Below are 20,947 nucleotides of genomic sequence, written 5' to 3'. Positions count from 1 at the left end.
TTCGAGCGGTGAGCGGAACAGGAACGCATGCCCCTCTGGTGGGTATTCCACCCGACGCCAGAGTCGTTTCATGTGGGCAGTCAGGCGTCCCAAAGGCGAGGCCCTGCGGGTAGTCTGGTTCCCGCATGGCATCCTCACGATGGGTCCGCTGGCGTTCCCTGTTTCCCCTGATGTTGCTCACCGTGGGCGCTGCGTATTCGCTGGCGTCCTGGAACTGGTGTGGCAGCTGGGCCGAACGCGCGCCAGTCCTTGTGTCACAGGTTCATGGCGAAGGGCCGCTGCGCGCGGGCGCGGCGAAGGTGGCGCTTTCGCCGCCCTTCCCGGTGGTGGTGGCCGGCTATACGCCGCCACGGCCCGAGGCGGAGCAGGCTGACGTGCCGCTCCACGCGCGCGCGGTGGTGCTGGAGGCGGGAGGGACACAGGTGGGGCTGGTGTCGTTGGATCTGCTCCTCGTTCCGGACGTGCTGGCCACGCGGGTGCGTGAGCGCGCGCGGGCCTCGGGGCTGGAGGATGTGCTGGTCCTGGCCACGCACACGCATTCGTCATTGGGCGGGTATGACTCGCGGTGGGTGGCCCAGGTGTCCGGCACCGGGCGCTACCGGGAAGACGTGGTGGATGCCATCACCATGGCTGCCGGTGACGCACTGGCCCAGGCGGCCGCGTCGCTCGCCCCGGTGTCGCTGGAGGTCGGCGAGGCGCGGGAGCAGAAGTTCGTCATCTCCCGCAGCGGTGGCGAGAAGCCGGATGGCGTCATGACGCGCGCGGTGTTCCGAGGGCAGAAGGGCCCGGTGGCGGAGCTGCTGCTCTACTCCGCGCACCCGGCGATGGTGCCGCGTCGCCGCGCCTACGTCGACCCTGACTACCCCGGCCGGCTCAGCGCGCTGCGCGAGGAGGCGGGCAGCGGCGTGACGCTGTTGCTGCAGGGCGCGGGGGGCAATGCGACGGTGGCGTACTCGGAAGGGCAGGGGCTGGAGCGGGTGTCGGGCTTCGCGCATGCCCTGGCGGAGCTGGCCGGCGATGCGCCCTTGTCACCCGTGGGGGAGACCGTGCGGCTGTCCCTGGCGCGCGCTGATGCGGCCATGCCACGTCCGGACGCTTCGCGGCTGGTGCCGGCGCTGACGCGGGCGGCGGGGGACAACCTGCTGTGTGAATCCGCGCCGCGGCTGGCGGAGGTGGGCGCGCTGGTGCTGGGGCCGCTGAAGCTGGTGGCGGTGCCGGGCGAGCCCAGCGTGGCCGCGGGCATGGAGTTGCTGCAGAGGACCGGCGCCACGGGCGTGCTGAGCCTGGCGGATGGCTACGTGGGCTACGTGGAGACGGCGGCGAACGTGCAGGGGAGACTGGGGGAGTCCAGGCGCCAGTACTTCGGGCCCGAGCTGCTGGAGCGGCTGAGCGTGGCGGCGGAGTTCGTGGCCGGGGCGGCGGGCTTCACGCCTTGAGGCGGCCGGGCGCCGCGGAGGACCTTCCGCGGCGCGGCCGGCTCGTGGCTGGCTAGAACTTCTCGAACTTGGAGTCCTTCTTGCGCTTCTTGAACACGAGCGCGGTGCGGCCCAGCAGCTGCGCGAGCTCCGCCTGGGTGCCCTCGGCGATGCGCGCCGCGGCTTCCTGGCGCGTCTCCGGGCCCTCGTTGATCTTCACCTTGATGAGCTCGTGGTCCTGCAGCGCCTGCTCGATGGCGGCGATGACACCCTCGGTGACGCCGGCCTGACCGACGATGACCACCGGCTCCAGGTGGTGTCCTAGCGCGCGCAGGTGGCGGCGTTGCTTCCCAGTGAGCGGCACGTTCCTTCTCTCCTTCGTGTCTTCGGGTAAGGGGGGCGCACCCTACTTCTTCTGCGACGCGATGCGGACTTCTCGCTGCGCGTCGATGTGGTCCGGTTGAAGCTCCACGGTGCGCTTGAAGTGCTTGAGCGCGCCCTGGCCGTCACCACACAGCTTGGCGATGACGCCCAGGAAGTAGTGCGCGGGGGCGCAGCGCTCGTTGCGTCGGATGGCGTTCTGGATTTCCCGGAAGGCCTCGGGCTGGGCGGCCTTCTTGTCCGCCGCCGTGAAGAAGCGCGCGTAGCCACGCCACGCGTAGAACTCCGCTTCCTCCGGGTTCAGCTTGATGGCCTCGTCCAGCATCTGCACGGCGTCCGGGAACTTGCGCGCCTTCACCAGGATGCAGGACTTCTGGAACAGCTCCTCCGCCATGAGGATGCCGTTGATGTCCACCCCGTCTCCGCTGCCGCCGCTCTTGAGCTCCTCGATGTAGCTGGCGCGGCTGCTGTCGTCGGAGAGGGTGCGGTAGGCGTCGCCGATATACGCGAAGACCTCCGCCTTCAGCTTCTCCAGCTCCGGCGGCGCCCCCTGCGGGAGCGTGTCCGGGTGGTAGAGCTTGGCCAGACGGAAGTACGCGATCTTCACCGCGCTGGAGTTCGTCTGCTCCGTCAGCCCGAGCCGCTGGAAGTGGTTCTGCTGCTTCATCGCCATCGTGAGCTGGCGCAGGGCGGGAATCTCTTCAGCCCCTGGTGCATTCGCGGGCGTCGCAGCGGCGGGCGCGGCTGGACGCTGAGCGCCCTGCGCGGACAGTGACGGCGGGGGACGGGGCTGGGCGCCGGGCCCGGCGACCGGGGGACGCGCGGCGGTGGCGCCGGGGCCTGCGGCTGGGGCCGCGCCTGCCGGACGTGGGGCGGTGGCACCGGGGCCTGCCGCGGGGGCCGGACGTGGGGCGGTGGCACCGGGGCCTGCCGCGGGGGCCGTGCCTGCCGGGCGTGGAGCGGTGGCACCGGGACCGGCGACGGGCGGGCGCGCGGCGGTGGCACCCGGGCCCGCGATGGGCGCGGGCGCTCCGGGGCCGGCGGCTGGGGCCACGCCCGCGGAGCGCGTGGCACCGGGACCTGCCGCGGGAGGCGTGCCTGCCACGGGGCGTTGGGACGCGGCGCCGGCGGTTTGCGCCACCCCGCCGGGCTGCGGACCTCCCGCGACGTTCGGAGCGGCTCCAGCGGGGCGCTGTTGCGCGGCGGCGTTCGGAGCCGCGGCGTGTGCGGCACCCGTGGAGGGCTGGGCACCTCCGGCACCGGGCGCTCGTGGGCCCACATCCTGCGCCGTCCTGGCCTGTCCGGCGAACGACACCGAGTCCAGCTCCTTGAGCAGGAACGCGAGCCGCAGCAGGTGGTCCGCGTCCTGCGCGAAGTCCGCCAGCAACTGCGCGACCGAGCGCACGCCGTCGATGACCGTGAGCGCGCGGACCTCGTGCGGCGTGAGGCGCAGCTCGCTCGCGGCCACGACGCCACCGGACTTCATGATGGGAAGCTGGAGCACCGGGGTCAGCCGGCGCTTGAGGTCCGCGGAGGGAATCCGGCGAACCGTGTCGCTCAGCACGGCCCAGCGGTGACCCAGCGGCATCGCCTTGTGCGAGGACAGGTCCTTCAGCTCGAAGGTGAACGTCCCGCTCTCAGCCCGCAGGCCCCTGGAGAGAATGCCGCCCGCGCGCTGCGCCAGGATGGCGAAGGCGGTGGCTGGCTGGAGCAGTCCCAGACCGAAGAGCGCGGTGAGCAGGTCTCCGCCAAACCGCTCCAGCGTGGGCTCGGCCTGGCGAAGCTGCTCGGGCGTGAGCAGCCGCGCCGCGACCAGTGACGGCCCGAGCGCCTCCTCGGGATGGGACGAGTCGACGAACTCCGGGTTGCCCTTGCGGAAGTGAATCTGGACGACGCGGTCCGCCAGCGTCAGCGACAGCAGCCCCGTCTGCTCCCGCGCGGCGATGCGGCCATAGAGGCGGATGGGGGAGAGCTGCTCGAGCCGGCCGAGGGCCGGAATCTCCGGTGCGGCGTCATCGCCCTCCACGCCGGGCACCGCCACGGGGGCGGGCGCCGGGGCCGGGTTCGCGGGGGGAGTGCTCGGCGGACGCGCGGCTCCCGCCACGGGCGGAGGTGGCACCGCTCCGGGAGGACGGGCCTGCTGGGCGGGCGCCACGGGACGCCGCGCGGGGTCCACAGTGGCCCGAGCACCGGGACCCGCCATGGGGGCCGCGCCAGGGCCCGCCATGGGGGCCGCGCCAGGGCCCGCCACGGGCCGGACACCGGGACCCGCGATGGGCGCCACGCCAGGGCGGACACCGGGGCCCGCGATGGGCGCACCGGGGCCCGCACTCGGCGCGACACCGGGGCCTGCTGCGGGCCGGACACCTGGCCCCGCCATGACGGGCGCTCCGGGGGCCATGCCCATGGGGGCTCCCGGTGCGGCCTGTTCCGCCGCGGAGACGGGCGGTGCGCCCGGGCCCCACAGCTCGCGGGGAACGACCTCGCGCGCTTCCGGGAAGCGCCAGGGAAAGGCGAAGTTGAGCCCGTCCTCGGACATCTGGAGCCGGCCTTGGATGGAGCCGCTTTCGATGAGCAGTTCAATGGTCGGCAGGGTGAGGGGCCCCCACATGGTGCCCCTGTCGTTGCGGACCCAGTACTGCCGGACCTCACCCTCCGCCATGCGCGGCCTTGCTCCTTCGTCCTGCGAGAAAAGCGAACCCTACCGCTGTCCTCCGTCGCATCAAAGCAGCGCGCCGGGGCGCGAGCCCCTTACTTCGACTCAGGGCGCCGCGCCATCCAGTGCCGCCAGCCCGAGCGCTGCCAGACACGCCGCGTCCGCTTTCTGTTCAGCGGGCGGGTCGAAGCAGTACACCTCGCTGTCGAAGACCTTGCACAGCCCGTTCGGGGTGGACGCACAGGCCGACTTCGAGAAGGCGGTGGTGCAGTTGTACCCACACACCGGGCCCGCCTCGGTGTTCTTGCACTGCGGCGCGGGCAGTTCGCGCTTCCAGGCGCACAGGGCGGCGGGGGAGGGGTCGAAGCAGGTGATGCGGCCACTGGCCAGCTTGCACACGCCCGCGGGCGTCCGGGCGCAGCGCACTCCCTCCGAGGCGTTGATGCAGCCATAGCCACACGTCAGCTCCATGGCGTTGCTGTGGCACTGGGCGGTGGGCGTGTCCTTGCCGTACACGGCGAACACCACGGCGGGCGGGTCGAAGCACTCCACCTCGCCGCCCCGGCCCCGGCAGACGCCCGCGGGGGACTGCGCGCACTTCACCCGGCCGGGCTGCGTCGCGCAGTTGTAGCCACACGCCACCACCCCGTCGATGCTCTGACACTCCGGCTTCGGCAGCGCCGCGCCATAGGCCTTCTGCACGTAGGCTGGAGGGTCGAAGCAGACCGCCTGCCCGTCAATCACCTGGCAGTGGCCCTGCGGTGTCTGCGCGCAGCGCACCCGCTGTCCGTCCGACTTGCACCCATAGCCGCAGGACACCTTGCCGTCGATGGCGCGGCACGTCGGCGCGGAAGGGTCCTGCGGAGTCGGAACCGAGCCCAGGGTGAGCGCCAGCACGGTGAGGAAGGAAGCGAGCACGGGGACCTCGGCGGGGGGCGTGGAGTCGTCCCGGCATTGACGCCCAAGGAGGGTGATGACGCAAGAAGCGGGCGGTCATGGGCGGCGGGCCGGGCCCGTGGTACCCAGGCGCCGCCCGCGAGGAGGTTCACCCCGGTGGACGTGGACGTCAGTGCGCTGCACCTCATCTTGCTGTGCGTGGCCGCGCTGATTGCCGGCATGGTGGATGCCATCGCGGGAGGTGGCGGGCTCATCTCCGTCCCCGCGCTGCTGGCCGCGGGGCTTCCGCCCCACGTGGCGCTGGGCACCAACAAGGGACAGTCCGTCTTCGGCTCGTTCGCCGCGCTGGTGCGCTTCTCCCGCGCGGGGCTGGTGGATGGGAACCTGGCGCGAGTGACGTTCCCCTTCGGCCTGGGTGGGGCCCTCGGGGGCGCGGCGCTGGTGCTGCTGGTGAAGCCCGAAGTCCTCAAGCCCCTGGTGCTGGTGCTGCTCATCGCGGTGGCGGTGTTCCTCGCCTTCCGCAAGTCGCCGCGTCCGGGGGACATGCCGGAGCCCGGGCCGCCCGCGCGCGCCCGGGCCATTGGCGCGCTCATCGCGCTGGCCATCGGCACCTACGACGGCTTCTTCGGGCCGGGGACGGGGACGTTCCTCATCGTGGCCTTCTCGTCCCTGCTGGGACACGGCCTGGCGCGCGCGTCGGCGGACGCGAAGGTGGTGAACTTCGCCTCCAACCTCGCCTCCGTCGCGTTGTTCGCCTTCAAGGGCGTGGTGCTCTGGAAGGTGGCGCTGCCCATGGCCGGCGCCCAGTTCGCGGGCGCCTACCTGGGCGCGCACCTGGCCGTGAAGGGCGGCGACAAACTGGTGCGCAAGGTGGTGCTGGGCGTGGTGCTGGCCCTGGTGCTCAAGCTGGGGCACGACGTGGTGATGGCCTGAGCAGCCGTCACCCCGCCATCAGCCGATGTGCACCAGCAGCGCCTCCCGGCGCTTCGCCACGGCGGCCATGAACTTCTGGAGCTCCTCGAAGTAGGAGAGCAGCTCCTCCAGCAAATCCACCTCGGACTCGGGCTCGTCCCAGGTCCCGGGGTAGATGTCCTGGGCCTGCATGGTGGACGCGTCGTAGCGCGCGCGCAGCGTCTTCTGCGTCACCTGCTGCAGCGCCGTGGCCAGGGCCTGCACCTGGGCCGGCGTGAAGACGCGCGCGGTGCCTTCCTCGGAAGGGATGTCGCCCACGTCCTCGCCGCCACGCACCAGGAAGTCCAGCGGCGCGCTGCCTTCCCACGGTGTTCCGGTCAGCAGGTACTGGAGGCCATGCCACGCCTCGCCGATGTCCAGCTCCAGGAACGCCGAGCCCTTCGGGTCACCGAAGTCCTCGTCATCGTCGACGAAGTCCTCCAGCCGTTCGGGGGCCTGGAGCAGGGCAACGCGCTGGGCCTCGGTGGCGCTGCGCAGGGTGCAGAGCATCTCCATGGAGCTATTCCACCACCACCAGCTTGGCGTTGTTCTCCACGGCGGTGCCTTCCTTGGCGAACAGCTCCGTCACCTTGCCCGCCTTGGGGCTCTTGAGCTCGTTCTCCATCTTCATGGCTTCCACCACCACGAGGCCCTGGCCCTCCTTCACCTCGTCGCCCACCTTCACCAGCACCTTCACCACCTTGCCCGGCATGGGCGCGGTGACCAGCTGCTTGCCCTCCACGGAGAAGGCCGCGTTGGCCGCGCGCAGCCGGAGCCGGCGCTCATCCGCCACGTCGATGCGGTTCACCTGGCCGCGCAGGAGCACGCCAAGCTCGTCGCCGTTCTCCTCGAACTCGACGTTGTACGACTGGCCGTCCACCAGCATGGACAGCGTGCCGTGCTCCAGCGCCAGCGCGTCCACCTGGTACGTGGTGGCGCCCACGGTGATTTTGAACTGGTCGTTCCCCAGGGGCTCCAGGTCCACCGGAACCGCTTCCTTCTGGCCCTGCTGCTTCGTGAAGTAACGCATGGAAGTCCTTCCGAGCTCTGAGGGTTAGCGGCGCGTGCGCAGCGCCAGCTTCCACGGGGAGACGCCGCCGTTGCCACCGCCCTGGCCGCCACCGGCGGCGGGCAGCGTCTTCGCGCGCTTCTGGTCCTTCTGGTACGTGTGCACCACGCTGGCCAGCAGCGCCATCTCGCTCAGCTTCGGGTCCTCCGCGCCCAGCAGTGCATCGTGCTGGCGGGTGAGGAAGCTGGTGTCGTAGTCGCCCTCGATGAACTCGGGGTGCGCCAGAATCGCCTTCAGGTAGCGGATGTTGGTGGTGATGCCCTTCACCACGTACTCGGACAGCGCGCGCTGCGTGCGCGCGATGGCCTCGCGCCGCGTGGGGGCCCACACGGACAGCTTGGAAATCATCGGGTCGTAGACGTTGGGCACCGTGTACCCGGGGAACACGCCCGAATCGTCACGCACGTTCGGTCCACCCGGCACGCGCAGGTACGTAATCTTGCCCGGGCTGGGCATGAAGTTGCGGCTCGGGTCCTCCGCGTACACGCGGACTTCAATCGAGTGACCGCGCGGCGTGGGGGCTTCGGTGAGGCCGAGCTTCTCGCCCTCGGCGGCCCGAATCTGCATGGCCACCAGGTCCAGGCCCGTCACCCACTCCGTCACCGGGTGCTCCACCTGGAGGCGGGTGTTCATCTCCAGGAAGTAGAAGTTGCGGTGCACGTCCACCAGGAACTCCACCGTCCCGGCGCCCACGTAGTTGACGGCCTTGGCCGCCTTCACCGCGACCTCGCCCATCTTCGCGCGCAGCTCCGGCGAGAGGATGGGGCTGGGCGTCTCCTCCACCACCTTCTGGTGCCGGCGCTGCGCCGAGCACTCGCGCTCGTTCAGGTGGATGGTGTTGCCGTACTGGTCCGCGAAGACCTGGATCTCCACGTGGTGTGGCTTCTCCAGGTACTTCTCGATGTAGACGGCGTCGTTGCCGAAGGCGTTGAGGGCCTCGCTCTTGGCGGCGCGCCACGAGGACTCGAAGTCCTCCATGCGCTCCACCTTGCGCATGCCCTTGCCACCGCCGCCGCCCGCGGCCTTGAGCATGACGGGGAAGCCAATCTTCTCCACGTAGGCGCGCGCCTCCTCCACGGAGGGGATGGGCTCGGTGGTGCCGGGCACCACGGGCACGCCCGCCTTGATCATGTTCGCGCGGGCACGCGTCTTCTCGCCCATGGAGTCCATGGCGGAGGCGGGCGGCCCGATGAACGTCAGCCCTTCGGCTTCACAGGCGCGGACGAAGGCGGCGTTTTCGGAGAGGAAGCCGTAGCCGGGGTGGATGGCATCCGCGCCAGCCTGCTTCGCGGCGTCGAGGATGCGCTGCTGCACCAGGTAGCTCTCACGCGAAGGCGGGGGCCCCACGAAGATGGCCTGGTCGGCCGTGCGCACATGCAGGGCGGAGCGGTCCGCCTCCGAGTACACCGCCACCGTGGCGATGCCGAGTTCCTTGCACGTGCGCATCACCCGGATGGCGATCTCGCCGCGATTGGCGACGAGCACTTTGCGGATCTTGGGCATGGGGCCCGTCTAGCACGGGGCGACCCTGTTTGCCGCCTCTACTTCCGGGTGTTGAGGTACTGCTCCATGTAAGCGCGAGCCTGTGTCAGCTTGGCCTCCACGAAGCGGTCGTCCTCGTCCGGCTCCGGCGGGGCGGGCGGACCTGACCGTCCAGGTTCGTTGCCGAAGTCGACCGCCGCAGCCAACAGGTTGCGTGCCGCGTTTCCGCCGCCGAAGAGGCGGGCCAGCATGCCCGTCTCCACGTCCAGCCAGCGCGCCGCCTGCCGGATGACGTCCAGAACCTCACCTTCCACGGCCTTGGACGGGCGGCCCGGGCCGCTGATGCAGGAGCGCGCGTAGCTGTGCTCACGGTCCACGAAGAGGCCCAGCGCCCGGTCCCGGAAGTCCTGCGCCAGGGCCTGACTCATGGCGTCGAGCTGCTCCTCCAGGAAGGGCTGCTCGGACTTGCGCGCCTTGCGGCCCGGGGCGGGCGGGAGCTCCAGCTCGACGGCGTGCCAGCCCGCGTCGGCCAGCCCCTCTGGCGGAGGCTCCACCCACTTCACCTCGGGCGTGGCCAGGTCCACCGCTTCGCAGACGCGCTTGAGCGTCTGGCGCAGGGCGGTGAGGTTTCCTTCGACGTCGGAGAGAAAGAGGATGAGGCGGCGGTGGGGCAAAATGAGATTCCTTTCCTGGCCCCTGTAAGCCCGTTCGTCACCCCCAAATTTCCCCCTTCGCGCGCGCCTGCCTGCCCTGCTGGCGACAGAGGGCGGGCAGGCGAGGGCTGAAAGAAACCTAGAGCGGGATGTTGCCGTGCTTGCGGGGGAGGTTCTCCTGGCGCTTGTCCTTCAGCAGCTCCAGGGCGCGGATGAGCTTCGCGCGCGTCTCCTCCGGACGGATGATTTCGTCGATGTAGCCCAGCTCGGCCGCCTTGAACGGGGTGGCGAACTTGTCGCGGTAGTCCGCCGTCAGCCGGGCCCGCTCGGCGGCGGCGTCCGGGGCCTTGGCCAGCTCGTTGCGGAAGATGATGTTGACCGCGCCCTCCGGGCCCATGACGGCGATTTCGGCGGTGGGCCAGGCGAAGTTCATGTCCGCGCGGATGTGCTTGGACGCCATGACGTCATAGGCGCCGCCGTAGGCCTTGCGGGTGATGACGGTGACCTTGGGGACGGTGGCCTCGGCGTAGGCGTACAGCAGCTTGGCGCCGTGGGTGATGATGCCGCCCCACTCCTGGTCGGTGCCGGGGAGGAAGCCGGGCACGTCCACCAGCGTGACGAGCGGGATGTTGAAGCAGTCGCAGAAGCGCACGAAGCGCGCGGCCTTGATGCTGGCGTCGATGTCCAGCACGCCGGCGAGCACCGCGGGCTGGTTGGCGACGACGCCCACGCTGCGCCCGTTCATGCGCGCGAAGCCGATGACGATGTTCTTCGCGAAGTGCTCCTGCACCTCGAAGAAGTGCTTGTCGTCGACGATGGCCTTGATGACTTCCTTGATGTCGTAGGGCTTGTTGGGGTTGCTCGGGACAATCGTCTTGAGCGACTCCTCGGCCCGGAACGCGTCGTCCTCGCACGGCTGGACGGGCGCCTCTTCCTGGTTGTTGGAGGGCAGGAAGGAGAGCAGCTCGCGCGTCATCACGATGGCGGCCTGCTCGTTCTCCGCCGCGAAGTGGGCCACGCCGGACTTCTGGTTGTGCGTGACGGCGCCGCCCAGCGCCTCCTTCGACACCTCCTCGTGCGTCACCGTCTTGATGACGTCCGGGCCGGTGATGAACATGTACGAGGTGTCCTTCACCATCATGATGAAGTCGGTGATGGCGGGCGAGTACACCGCGCCGCCCGCGCACGGGCCCATGATGAGCGAAATCTGGGGCACCACGCCGGAGGCCAGCGTGTTGCGCACGAAGATGTCCGCGTAGCCGGCCAGGCTCTCCACGCCTTCCTGGATGCGCGCGCCGCCCGAGTCATTCAGGCCGATGACGGGCGCACCCACGCGGGTGGCCAGGTCCATGATCTTGCAGATCTTCTGCGCGTAGGCGCCCGACAGCGAGCCGCCGAAGACGGTGAAGTCCTGGGCGAAGACGAAGACCTTGCGGCCTTCCACGGTGCCGTAGCCGGTGACGACGCCGTCGCCTGGAATCTTCTTGTCGCCCATGCCGAACTCGTTCGAGCGGTGGGTGACGAACTTGTCCAGCTCACAGAAGGAGCCGGGGTCAAGGAGCAGGTCGATGCGCTCGCGGGCGGTGAGCTTGCCGGACTCGTGCTGCTTGGCGATGCGGTCGGCACCGCCACCCAGCTCGGCTTGCTTCTCCATCTTCTCGAGACGTGCGCGGAGGGGGTCCTTCTCGGGAGTCTGGTCCATGGGGCGCGTCTAGCATGATTGGGGCGAGGACGCGCTGCCTGGATTCCTGACTTCCATGGCCGGACGCATGGGGTCGTCAAGCACTGCATCCACCGCCGCCAGGTCCAGGCCGTAGCGCTGGCGGACCTCCACCAGGGGTGACTCCCACATCTGACACCACGGTGCCCCGAAGAGCGGCCGGGCCCGTTGTCCCAGCAGCCAGCCCCGGACGATGGCGCGCATGCGCTCCTCGCGCTGGGAGAACGCGTAGAGGAGGGTGTTCGTCAGGCCGCCCGCGAGGATGCCCAGCGCGAAGGGGCTGCCCACCTGGGCCAGGCTGAAGGCCTGGATGCCCAGCTCGCCCGCAACGGTCGTCGGAAAGCCGGTGAGGACGTGCCAGACGTCATGGGATTCGAGCAGGTGCGCTCGCACGTACTCCTCGTCGGTCCGCGCCTCCAGGTAGGGCAGCGCGTCAGGGTTCACCTGGTTCGCCTCCAGGTGGTCGACGAAGGCACGTCCCAGGGTGTGTTCGGGCAGGGCGCGCAGCGCGGCCAGGTGGAGCAGGCCCACGCGCGGGCGCTCGATGAAGGCCTGGGCCGCGGAGGCGTGGCTCATCAGGCGCTCCACCAGCCGCCGCATCGCCACGGGGGGCGCGAGCACGGGGGCCAGACCCAGGACGTCCTGGAGTTTCTCCGGGTCGCGGAGGGCCCGTGCCATCCGCCATGCCGTCCACGCATACGCGACAGGATTCCACATGGTGCCTCCACGGTGGGGGGACGCTGGGGCCGCCCCGTCCAGCGTATGTGGGTGGCGCAAGGGCGGGGCGGGGTGGCCGCGGCCGTGCTCGCGGGCGGACATCTCGAAGGCCGAGCAGCGGACACTCAGGGGGCGGGCAGCCGGCCGGGCCGCCCCCAGGTCCGTGCGCGCCGCGCGGAGGGGACGGAGGTTGAGGCCATAGGAGGGCCGCCATGCGCGCCGCGCGAGGTTCCTTTCAAATCGGCTCGTTCCGCGGCATTCCCGTCCGCGTCCACTTCTCGCTGTTGCTGGTCCTTCCGCTGTTTGCGTTCCTATTCGGCGGCGCCTTCCGGCGTGCGGCGGAGGTGGCGGAAGTCCCCCCGGAGCGACTCGGCGGCTCGCCCGTGCTGTGGGGGCTGGTGGTGGCGGTGGGCTTGTTCGCGTCCGTGTTCATTCACGAACTGGCGCACACCGTGTACGCGCTGCGCCGTGGCGGGACGGTGCGCTCGATTACGTTGATGATGGTGGGCGGTGTGTCGGAGTTGACGGAGGCGCCGCCGCGTCCCCGGGATGAAGCGCTGATGGCCGCGGTGGGGCCGCTGACGAGCATCCTGCTGGCGGTGCTGCTCGGCGGCGCGACGTGGCTGCTCCAGGAGGTGCGCTCGTTCAACCTCCAGTTCGCGTTCTTCTACATGGCCAGCCTGAACCTGTTCCTGGGGGTGTTCAACCTGCTGCCCGCGTTCCCCATGGATGGGGGGCGCATCGTCCGCGCGTCGCTGGCGGGACGGCTGGGGATGGTGCGCGCGACGCAGGTGGCGTCCTGGCTGGGACGTGGGTTCGCGGTGTTGTTCGGTGTGTGGGCGGTGCTGTCGCTCAACCCGTTCCTGGTGGTCATCGCGTTCTTCATCTTCATGGGCGCGCAGGCGGAGGCGCAGCAGGTGCGGATGAAGATGACGCTGGAGCGTGTGCCGGTGGCCGACTTGATGACGCCGCGCCGGGTGGGCGTGGACGCGGGGGCGTCGCTGGATCAGGCGCTGTGGGACTTGCGGCGTGCGCGGTTGTTGCTGCTGCCGGTGACGGAGGACGAAAGGCCGGTGGGGCAGGTGTCGCTGGAGACGGTGAGGGCCGTGCCGGATTCGGAGCGGATGACGCGCACCGCGCGCGAGGTGATGGTGCCCGCCGTGGTGGTGCGGCTGGATGAGGATGGGTGGACGGCGCTGCGACGCATGGCCGAGGAGGAGATGCCCCAACTCGTCGTGGTGGAGGCGGATGGGGTGCTGGCGGGGACGCTCGACGTGAATGATGTGCAGCGCGGTATGGCGCTGTATCAGGCGCGCGAGCAGCGCAGTGGTCAGCAGGAGCGGCGGTGGCGGCAGGAGCGGCCGGCGTGACGGGACCCAGTCCGTCACGGACCAAAGGCCCACGGTGCCGTCACCCTGGCCCCAGGTGATGAAGCGGTCGTCCGGTGAGATGGGGGGCGCTCGTCTGGCGTTCATGGTCGTCGGCGCGCTTGAACAGCAGCTCTCCGGTTGGAAAGCGGTGGACACCGAAGCCGCCGCAACCGTCGCGCGAGGCCCGAGCAAGGCGCCGCTCAGCATGCGGAACGCCCCGCGGGCCATGCCAGGCCGCGGCCATCGAATCTGGGGATGTCCAGCACGGCCGGAACAGTCCACTCAGCCGATGTGTTACATGGACCTTCGGCACCAGGCAGGCGATGGCCGCGGCGGGATCCTCCCAGCGCGACTCCAGGCTCTTCCGGCGGTGACCCTGGCGGCGTGAGAGCGGGTGGGCGTTGTCGCAAGCAACGAAGGCGAAGTTTCTCGAGTCGGGGCCCTTCTTCCAGGACCTCAGGGCGCGGGTAGAGGTTCATCTGGGCGCGAGCGGGCGCTCGCCCCGTGACCTCCCGCGCATGTACGCGAAGACGGTGGTCATCCTGGGCTGGTTCGCGGCCTCCTATGTCTGGCTCCTTCTAGGCGCCTCGGGGCCGTGGGGTGCGGTCGCCGGGTGCGTGTCCCTGGGGCTGGCCGTGGCGGGAGTGGGGTTCAGCGTCCAGCACGATGCCAACCATGGAAGCTACTCGGTGCACCGGGGCATCAACCGGATTCTCGGATGGACGCTCGATGTCATCGGTGGCTCGTCCTACGTGTGGAGCTGGAAGCACAACATCTTCCATCACAGCCACACGAACGTGGTCGGTCTCGATGAGGACATCGACATCCAGCCGCTGTGCCGGCTGGCTCCAGGCCAGCGGCTGCACAGGGCCCATCGCTTCCAGCATGCCTATATCTGGGGGCTCTACGCGCTGCTTCCCATGAAGTGGCACTTCATCGATGACTTCAAGGACCTGGTCACCGGACGCGTGGGACGGCAGAAGATGCCGCGCCCCGGCGGGTTGAAGCTGGCCGGGGCCATGGGTGGAAAGCTGATGTTCTATGGCTGGGCCATCGCGCTGCCGTTGTGCTTCCGCCCGCTCTGGCAGGTCGCGCTGTGTTACGCGCTCGCCTCGTTCGTGCTCGGGCTGACGCTTGCCACCGTGTTTCAGCTGGCGCACTGCGTGGAGGAGGCGGACTTCTCCCTGCCGCCGGAAGCGAACCGACCCTTCTCCCGTGACTGGGCTGCGCATCAGGTCGCTTCGACCGTGGACTTCGCGCGTGGCAATTCGCTGGTGAGCTGGTACCTGGGCGGGCTGAACTTCCAGGTGGAGCACCACCTCTTCCCGCGGGTGTGTCATCTGCACTACCCAGCGCTTTCCCGCATTGTCGAAGACACCTGCCGGGAGCGCGGCATTCGCTACCGGGCGAATGAGAGCGTTGGTGCGGCATTGAAGAGCCACGTACGTTGGCTCAAGCGGATGGGGCAGCCAGCCATCGAGGGGGCGACATGAGTGACGAGAAGGTTCGGTACGGGCGGGCGCAGAAGTTCCGGCTCTCCGTCAAGGGCGCGGAGGCCGTGGCCTCCTATTCCGTGGTGATTGAGGCGGCCAAGGCTGGCAGCGGCCGCGCCCAGTTCGACGCGGCTCGCGCCAGGTGGGGCGCTTCGCTCGGGCTTGCCGAGGAGGACGGGCTCTATCTGGTGGAGTTCGAAGCGGGCGGGCGCACCGTCTCCGAGGCGGCACGCAACCTGGAGAGCTGCGACACCCCCGCGAAGGCGGTCAAGGACGCCGTGGAGCGGCTGTTGAGGTGCGGCATGCTCGAGCCCCTGCCCGCGCCTCCGCCGCCCGCTGCGCCTCCCCGCCGCCACTGGTAGGCGGGCGGCGCCGAAGAAGGCGGGTCACTCCCGCTCGAAAGCAATGACGCGTCGATGATGCGCTGGCTGTGGCGGATGCCGCCGTCGGCGGCGCTGTCATCGAACATCTGGCTGAACGCGCGCGTGTGTGTGCACGTCCACTCCTGCCGGGGCCGCCACGTGACCGCCGGCCGGTGCAGCGCAGGTCGCGTACTTTTCGGTGAAGACCCAGAGGGTCTGGCTCTCATCTTGAACGCAGCCCGGAGGGGATGCGTGCAGGGGGGGGCGAACGTGACGTCCATGGCGGCATCCCAACGCTCGGGATGCACCAGGGAGCGGTGACCCGGCGCAATAAGTCTCTGCTTGTGCTGCCTACCTGCTACGTTTCATATGGGACGCGCGGAGCGACATTCAGGGCACTTCCAGACGAGGCAGACACGCCCGCTGCCATCGTGGGCTCTCGCCACGGCGCTGTGCCCTCGATGGCGGGCGTGTTCCGCGGGGAAGTGGAGCGGCGGGTTCGGATGATTGCTGTGGGTGAGTCCGGAGGCTGGCGGCGTGAAAGGAGGGTTGTCCATGTATGAGGCATGTGTAAGCTGTCATCCATGGAAAACGAGTCATCCCTGCATTGTTGTGCGATGTGGGGTCCGCTGGCAGCCATTGTCCTCTCGGCGCTGGGGTGCGGAGGGAGCGCTCATTCCACCGTGGCTCGTCAGCCGGTGTACCTGGCTCAGGCGCAGTGCGGGCCGATGGATTCGACCGTGAGTTGCTGCGTGAAGACGCACCCGGCCACGCCTGAGCGCTGCGGGCTGACAGCTTCGGAGGTGAGCAAGTACCTGGTGCCGATGAAGGCCGTCGAGTCCGCGTCCGAGGCCAGCGAAGAAGCCATCCCGGAGTGGAAGCAGGTGTGCATCGACGCCTACGCCCAGTGCCAGGAGCAGGGTTGGTCAGGCTCTTGTTACGACTGCTTCCGGTATTGCGAAGGGCAACACGAGTGGCCCGTGGACAAGTGCCGCCGTCTCAAGGGAGGCGGGTGAGCCCATGGCCGAGGCGATTGACTGGGACCCGGTGCGCGAACTGGCGCGGCGCGTGGAGGCCGGTGAGGCGCTGGCGCTGACGGCCGAGGTGCGCGCCTTGCTCCTTCGTTCGGCACGGGAGGTGGGCATTCCCGAAGAGGATGCACATGCCGCCGTCGCGGGCGTTGCCACGGCGACAGCGCTTCTTCACGAGACTCGCCGCCGCATTCGTGATGGCTCGCAACGTCTCATGCGCGCGCTGACGGGGGCCCGCCGGCTTCGGGACGCGGGCGACGCCGCTGGCGCGCGCGCGCTGCTGGAAGATGTGCTCGCGGTGGAGCAGGTGCCCCTCTATCGGGAGCAGGCCGAGTTGGCCCTGGAAGACATGGAGTGAGTTGCCTGTCTCATTCGGACAGGCTCTCAGTCGCGCTGAAGGAGCGGATTCTTCACGGGCGCCATGCCTGGCTTCGAGGCCCGTTGACAAGGCGTCGTGGGTGGGGGCCCTCCGCCGCGCTCAGGCCGCTGCCGCGCTCCCGCCGTAGTAGTGCTGGCTCAGCTCCGCCTCGCTGTTGAAGCGCGGGTACTGCCCCTGCTTCAGGGAGGAGGCGTCCGGAAGCGCGTTGGCGTTGGTGCGCTCCAGCATGTCCGCCAGGAATCGCGCATAGGCCTCACGGGGTGCCACGCCTGGATAGAAGTGGTTCAGCGCGAGCCCCGCGACGTTCACCCGCAGCACGCGCGCTCCTTCGTTGGCGCTCCCCCAGGAGAGCACCAGGTCGGTGAGCACCGTCTGACGCGGAGGCGTCCCAGGCGGTCCGGCGACGGGCAACATGCCCACGGCAATCGCCAGTACTTCCGCCATGGCCATCGTCCGGCGCTGGCCATTGGCGGCCTCCACGGTGAGGGCCATGTCCGTCATGCTCACGATGCGGCAGGGAAAGATGCGCGGCGGCGCGGGGGGCGCGTTCACGGTGGGCGTTGGCGCAGCGTCCCGCTTCTTCCAGGCGTTCTCTTCCAGCACCCGCGTGATTTCGGCGTCCAGCTCCCGGACCCGGTCACCCGCCGTCGCAGCTTCTCCCGTCAACAGCGGCTTGGCGCGCGCGAGGTAGCCTGCTGCCCGCTCGAGGTCCTTGTAGTGCGCCATCCGCAGCTCCGTGGCGCGGATGAGCGCGCGCACCGCGATGATGCCCGCGCCCCCGCCCGCCACGCTGTACAGGGCTTCCGTCGTCTCCAACGAGGCCGGCGGCGCGTCTTCCGTGTCCAGCGCCTGCGCCAGCTTCCAGGCGGAGGCGGGCCGCAGCGCGTCGATGGGCAGCAGCGAGACCAACGGCTCCATCGCGAACCACAGCGCGTCCGTGGAGGCGCGACCCGCGAGCGTATGGAGCGCCCGCTCCACCCGCGCCGTGCCGGCCTGCGTCTTGCCGTCCTCCAGGTCCATGCGGCCCAGCGACAGCAATGCGTCGGTGTGGTCCGGCTGGGTCTTCAGCAAGCGCTGGAAGCCCGCGCGTGCGGCCGTGCGGTCTCCCTGGTCGAGCGCCTCCTGGGCCTCCGCCAGCCGCGGGTCGGCCACCCAGCCGCCCTGCTTCGCGGCGAGCGCGGGCGCCACCACCCGTTCCTCCAACTGCGTGACGCGCAGCAGCGATGCGCCCGCGAAGCCGAAGACGAAACCGCCGATGTGGGCCATCACCGCGACGCCCGTGTTGTTGCCCAGGAGGTAGTAGTTCAGCACCTCGTTGCCGAACCACAGGCCGCCCCAGACCCAACCGGGAACGGGGAAGGTGCCGCGGAAGATTTTCAGCAGCCAGACGAAGTAGCCGATGCGGACCCGTCGCTGGGCGAAGCGCAGACAGAAGGCGCCCATGCACGCGGCCACGGCGCCGGAGGCACCCACCATCACCGACTCTGATGCGGGGTCGATGGCATAGTGGGCCACGCCCGCCACCAGCCCGCCCACGACGTAGAAACCCGCGAACAGTGGCCGGCCCCAGGCATCCTCGAGCAGCAGGCTGGTCACGTAGAAGAACAGCAGGTTCCCCAGCAGGTGCATCCACCCCAAGTGGAGGAACATGTACGTGAGCCAGCCGGGCTGGGCGAGTCCCCGCGCGGGCACCAGGGAGAAGCGCGAGAGCAGGCTCGAGTCGTGCTGGGCGATGAGCTCCTCGCAGCGCTCATTCAGTCCCTGCTGCCGGTTCGTCACGCTCTCCGCTCCGTCGGATTCCGCGACGCGTTGGTGCATGTTGCGCACCAGCCTCCGGCCCGAATCGGACAGCAGCCGCTCCGCACACGCGGGAGGGAACTCCAGGTCCGGGTGCTCGAGCGACTGCTCCAGCAAGGAGCGCAGCTCGTTTTCACCCACGCCCAGGGGATTGGACGGAACGACCCAGGAGATGAAGAAGGCCACGATACAGATGGCCGCGATGGTGATGGATACCCGAGGCAGACGCTCCAGCTCGGTGTTGTCCACCCCCAAGGGCAGGAACAGCATCATGGCGTGGTTTCCCCCTCGTGCCTTGAGGGACTGACATATCACGACGGAGGCTCGCAACGGCGCGTCACTCCGTCCCGCCGCTTCAAATTCGAGCGTCTACTGCGGAGGCAGCGGCCAGGTCAGCGACACACGGTGGGCGCCACCGGGAGCGGCGTCCATCCACCCGGTGATGCGCTCGCTGCGCGCCAGCAGCGGCCCCAGTTCGGAGCTGGCCGCGAAGAGGGCCGCGAGCAGTTCATCCGCCAGGATGTCCGTCAGCGAGATTTGCGCCAGGCCTCGCGCCACCCGCTTGGGGTCAACGGCGAAGTCCACCGGGTGCTCCGTCTTCGTGCCCGTCTCCGTCAGCGCCGCCAGCGTGGCCTGGGTCACCGACTCTTCGTTGCCCAGGACGAGCTGCTTGCCCTTGATGCGCACGAACACGTTGCCGCCCTTGAGCGGGAGCTTCCAGCCGTCCTCCAGCACCAGCACGTCCGGGAGCTTGCCCAGCGGGGCCAGCGCGGCCTTCACCGCCGCCACGTCCTTCACCTCGGCGGCCACGGCCTGGCGCACCGCGAAGAAGCGCGTCGACATCGCTCGCAGGGAGCCGCGCACCTGGACGTGGTCCATGTTCACCAACATGTGGCCCGTGAGCTGCTTCGTCACGGCCTTCGCCATGGACACCATCTGCTCTTTCGGACACGTGGGGCACAGGACCTGGAGCGTGGAGCGCATCGTGTCCACCGTCTGGAACACCCCCATGGGAGAGATGGACGCCCGCGAGGAGAGCAGTCCCTCCGAATTCATCGCCGCGTAGGGGCTGGTGCCTCGCGCCTGGAAGACCGGCAGCTGCAACTTCGTCGTCACGCCTTCCACCTGCAGTGCGTTGGCCGTGCCGTCCAGGCCCACCACCGTGTTGCCCGACACGACGAATGCCACGCCCGGCACCTTGCCCAGCCGGGCATCTCGCGCGGGCGCCTTGCCCACCAGCCGGACGGACTCCTCGAGCAGGTCCGCGCCGCCGCGCTCGATGGCGCCGAAGGCGCAGACCTCCTTGCCCTTCATCGCGTAGCCCATGCTGCCGCCCATGTCGCGGTCGGCATGCACCGTCGTCACCCCTCCACGCGTGGTGGGCTTCGCTTCGGCGCCGCCCGCGGCGGTGATGGCTTCGGCGGCCTTCGCCTGGAACACCTTGGCGTCGGCCACCCGCATGCAGGACACGCGGCCATCGTTGCGCATGGACACGGTGGCCGGACCGGCTGGATCCAGGCCCAGCTCGGACAGGGACTGGGGCCGCGTGGGGTCGACCGCGAGGAAGGGATGCAGCTCCGTCCGCCACGCCGAGGGACGCAGCAGCGCGGCGTGTTGACCCGCACGCTCCAGGAACGCGGCCAGGCCCGTCAGCGCATCCACCTTCGGCACATGGACGAGCGTCTTCGCCGAAGCGGCGGCACGGGGAGCGGGGGCCGTTGCCAGGGTGGCGGCCAGGACGAGCGAGGAGAGCATGTCTCCGTGAGAACAGCCGGGCTCCCAGGCTGTCAAGGAGGGACTCGCAGGGGCTCTGGCCCTCACCGTGGCCCAGGCGCCGCGCCGCACGCCGCCCTAGCGTGCGACCTCCGGCGAGTCACGCCACGATACCGGGCCGATGTCCCTGCCTGCTGTGCCGCATCCGGCCTACAGACGGCCGGCGTTGGCCCACTCAATCATCCGCTCCGCCAGGTCCTCGGCGTCGCGGCGCAGATGCACCAGCTGGAGCACGTGGTCATCCGTGCACGCCAGCGCCATGCGCAGCACGAGCGAGTCGGCGAAGCGCAGCACCTGCGCGATGCTGATGCAGTCGCGGTCCTCGCTGGTTCCCGCGAAGCGCGCCGCGTCCGCGTCCATCGTCAGACCCTCCGCCAGCAGCGCCTGCACCAGCGCGGCACGCGCCACCGGGTGCTCGTACTCCGCCGGGTCGCGCAACTGACGGCGCCACGGCTGCGACTCCCAACGCACCAGCGACGCGTCCTTGGCGCGCTTCACCGGCTGCGTGCGCTTCTTCTTCCAGAATCCCCCAGCAAGCACCGGCCTCGAGACGTTCATCTCCATCACTGCCCCCTCTCCACTACGGGGTCCATCCACAGGCATGAGCGACATGGATGCTGCTCCGTCGGTACCGCGCGTGCTGCTTCCGAGCCCGCCCGGCGCGGCGGCGGCGGGCCTCGTTGCTGCTGCCCTTTATTACGGCGAGTCGGCATTTCCTTGACTCACCCCAGGGCGCCAAAGGGTTTCATCCGGGCGCCATCGCAGCGTTGACAGGGGGCGGGGGGCTCGGGACAGTCCTCG

General features: G+C 69.8%; 19 protein-coding genes. 7 read left to right on the top strand and 12 right to left on the bottom strand.

Annotated elements, in window-relative coordinates; all coding sequences use genetic code 11:
• Nucleotides 1–125 precede the first annotated feature (125 nt).
• On the top strand, nucleotides 126–1,436 hold the full coding sequence (locus BLU09_RS02630) for a neutral/alkaline non-lysosomal ceramidase N-terminal domain-containing protein (protein WP_090484997.1): 1,311 nt from the start codon (nucleotides 126–128) through the stop codon (nucleotides 1,434–1,436).
• Nucleotides 1,437–1,488: 52 nt separating this feature from the next.
• On the opposite strand, the gene yhbY is transcribed toward BLU09_RS02630, so the two are convergent.
• The 3 genes from yhbY to BLU09_RS02615 all read right to left on the bottom strand — a co-directional run bounded on the left by yhbY (nucleotide 1,489) and on the right by BLU09_RS02615 (nucleotide 5,370).
• On the bottom strand, nucleotides 1,489–1,779 hold the full coding sequence (gene yhbY, locus BLU09_RS02625) for a ribosome assembly RNA-binding protein YhbY (protein ID WP_090484996.1): 291 nt from the start codon (nucleotides 1,777–1,779) through the stop codon (nucleotides 1,489–1,491).
• Nucleotides 1,780–1,821: 42 nt separating this feature from the next.
• Complete coding sequence (locus tag BLU09_RS02620; protein ID WP_090484994.1) at nucleotides 1,822–4,458, bottom strand: J domain-containing protein; 2,637 nt, start codon at nucleotides 4,456–4,458, stop codon at nucleotides 1,822–1,824.
• Nucleotides 4,459–4,557: 99 nt separating this feature from the next.
• Nucleotides 4,558–5,370 carry a hypothetical protein gene (locus BLU09_RS02615; protein WP_090484992.1) on the bottom strand — a complete coding sequence of 271 codons (813 nt, stop codon included), beginning with the start codon at nucleotides 5,368–5,370 and terminating at the stop codon, nucleotides 4,558–4,560.
• 135 nt (nucleotides 5,371–5,505) lie between these two features.
• Here BLU09_RS02615 and BLU09_RS02610 point away from each other — a divergent pair, with 135 nt between their 5' ends.
• The gene (locus BLU09_RS02610) at nucleotides 5,506–6,282 is read left to right on the top strand and encodes a TSUP family transporter (protein WP_090484990.1); all 777 of its coding nucleotides are present in this window, start codon (nucleotides 5,506–5,508) and stop codon (nucleotides 6,280–6,282) included.
• Between the two features lie 18 nt (nucleotides 6,283–6,300).
• On the opposite strand, the gene BLU09_RS02605 is transcribed toward BLU09_RS02610, so the two are convergent.
• From BLU09_RS02605 to BLU09_RS02580, 6 genes are all read right to left on the bottom strand, one after another.
• Nucleotides 6,301–6,816 (bottom strand): YfbM family protein, encoded by a 516-nt coding sequence (locus BLU09_RS02605; RefSeq protein ID WP_090484987.1) that lies wholly within the window; start codon nucleotides 6,814–6,816, stop codon nucleotides 6,301–6,303.
• Between the two features lie 4 nt (nucleotides 6,817–6,820).
• On the bottom strand, nucleotides 6,821–7,330 hold the full coding sequence (locus tag BLU09_RS39780) for a biotin/lipoyl-containing protein (RefSeq protein WP_090484985.1): 510 nt from the start codon (nucleotides 7,328–7,330) through the stop codon (nucleotides 6,821–6,823).
• Nucleotides 7,331–7,354: 24 nt separating this feature from the next.
• A complete protein-coding gene (accC, locus tag BLU09_RS02595) occupies nucleotides 7,355–8,872 on the bottom strand; it encodes an acetyl-CoA carboxylase biotin carboxylase subunit (protein WP_090484983.1) in 1,518 nt (505 codons plus the stop codon).
• A 38-nt stretch (nucleotides 8,873–8,910) separates the two neighbouring features.
• Nucleotides 8,911–9,525 carry a hypothetical protein gene (locus BLU09_RS02590; RefSeq protein ID WP_090484982.1) on the bottom strand — a complete coding sequence of 205 codons (615 nt, stop codon included), beginning with the start codon at nucleotides 9,523–9,525 and terminating at the stop codon, nucleotides 8,911–8,913.
• Between the two features lie 118 nt (nucleotides 9,526–9,643).
• A complete protein-coding gene (locus BLU09_RS02585) occupies nucleotides 9,644–11,206 on the bottom strand; it encodes an acyl-CoA carboxylase subunit beta (protein WP_090484980.1) in 1,563 nt (520 codons plus the stop codon).
• A gap of 9 nt (nucleotides 11,207–11,215) precedes the next feature.
• On the bottom strand, nucleotides 11,216–11,941 hold the full coding sequence (locus tag BLU09_RS02580; protein ID WP_244171371.1) for a Coq4 family protein: 726 nt from the start codon (nucleotides 11,939–11,941) through the stop codon (nucleotides 11,216–11,218).
• A 212-nt stretch (nucleotides 11,942–12,153) separates the two neighbouring features.
• On the opposite strand from BLU09_RS02580, the gene BLU09_RS02575 reads away from it, so the two are divergent.
• The 5 genes from BLU09_RS02575 (at nucleotide 12,154) to BLU09_RS02550 (ending at nucleotide 16,555) form a co-directional block, all read left to right on the top strand.
• Complete coding sequence (locus BLU09_RS02575; protein ID WP_090484979.1) at nucleotides 12,154–13,311, top strand: site-2 protease family protein; 1,158 nt, start codon at nucleotides 12,154–12,156, stop codon at nucleotides 13,309–13,311.
• A gap of 401 nt (nucleotides 13,312–13,712) precedes the next feature.
• Nucleotides 13,713–14,804: a fatty acid desaturase family protein gene (locus BLU09_RS02565; protein WP_090484975.1), complete on the top strand. Its 1,092-nt coding sequence runs from the start codon at nucleotides 13,713–13,715 to the stop codon at nucleotides 14,802–14,804.
• Nucleotides 14,801–15,166 carry a hypothetical protein gene (locus tag BLU09_RS02560; RefSeq protein ID WP_090484973.1) on the top strand — a complete coding sequence of 122 codons (366 nt, stop codon included), beginning with the start codon at nucleotides 14,801–14,803 and terminating at the stop codon, nucleotides 15,164–15,166. The genes BLU09_RS02565 and BLU09_RS02560 overlap by 4 nt, the downstream gene beginning before the upstream one ends.
• A 740-nt stretch (nucleotides 15,167–15,906) precedes the next feature.
• Complete coding sequence (locus BLU09_RS02555; RefSeq protein WP_244171370.1) at nucleotides 15,907–16,182, top strand: hypothetical protein; 276 nt, start codon at nucleotides 15,907–15,909, stop codon at nucleotides 16,180–16,182.
• Nucleotides 16,183–16,186: 4 nt separating this feature from the next.
• Nucleotides 16,187–16,555: a DUSAM domain-containing protein gene (locus tag BLU09_RS02550; RefSeq protein ID WP_090484969.1), complete on the top strand. Its 369-nt coding sequence runs from the start codon at nucleotides 16,187–16,189 to the stop codon at nucleotides 16,553–16,555.
• A gap of 120 nt (nucleotides 16,556–16,675) precedes the next feature.
• Here BLU09_RS02550 and BLU09_RS02545 read toward each other — a convergent pair whose 3' ends face one another.
• The 3 genes from BLU09_RS02545 to BLU09_RS02535 all read right to left on the bottom strand — a co-directional run bounded on the left by BLU09_RS02545 (nucleotide 16,676) and on the right by BLU09_RS02535 (nucleotide 20,710).
• A complete protein-coding gene (locus tag BLU09_RS02545; protein WP_244171369.1) occupies nucleotides 16,676–18,646 on the bottom strand; it encodes a rhomboid family intramembrane serine protease in 1,971 nt (656 codons plus the stop codon).
• 96 nt (nucleotides 18,647–18,742) lie between these two features.
• The gene (locus tag BLU09_RS02540) at nucleotides 18,743–20,218 is read right to left on the bottom strand and encodes a hypothetical protein (RefSeq protein ID WP_090484965.1); all 1,476 of its coding nucleotides are present in this window, start codon (nucleotides 20,216–20,218) and stop codon (nucleotides 18,743–18,745) included.
• A 78-nt stretch (nucleotides 20,219–20,296) separates the two neighbouring features.
• The gene (locus BLU09_RS02535) at nucleotides 20,297–20,710 is read right to left on the bottom strand and encodes a hypothetical protein (protein ID WP_244171368.1); all 414 of its coding nucleotides are present in this window, start codon (nucleotides 20,708–20,710) and stop codon (nucleotides 20,297–20,299) included.
• Between the last annotated feature and the right edge of the window lie 237 nt (nucleotides 20,711–20,947).

Source organism: Myxococcus virescens (genome assembly GCF_900101905.1).
Lineage (GTDB): Bacteria > Myxococcota > Myxococcia > Myxococcales > Myxococcaceae > Myxococcus > Myxococcus virescens.
The sequence above is the reverse complement of the archived record's forward strand: the minus strand, read 5'-3'. Positions and strand labels throughout refer to the sequence as shown.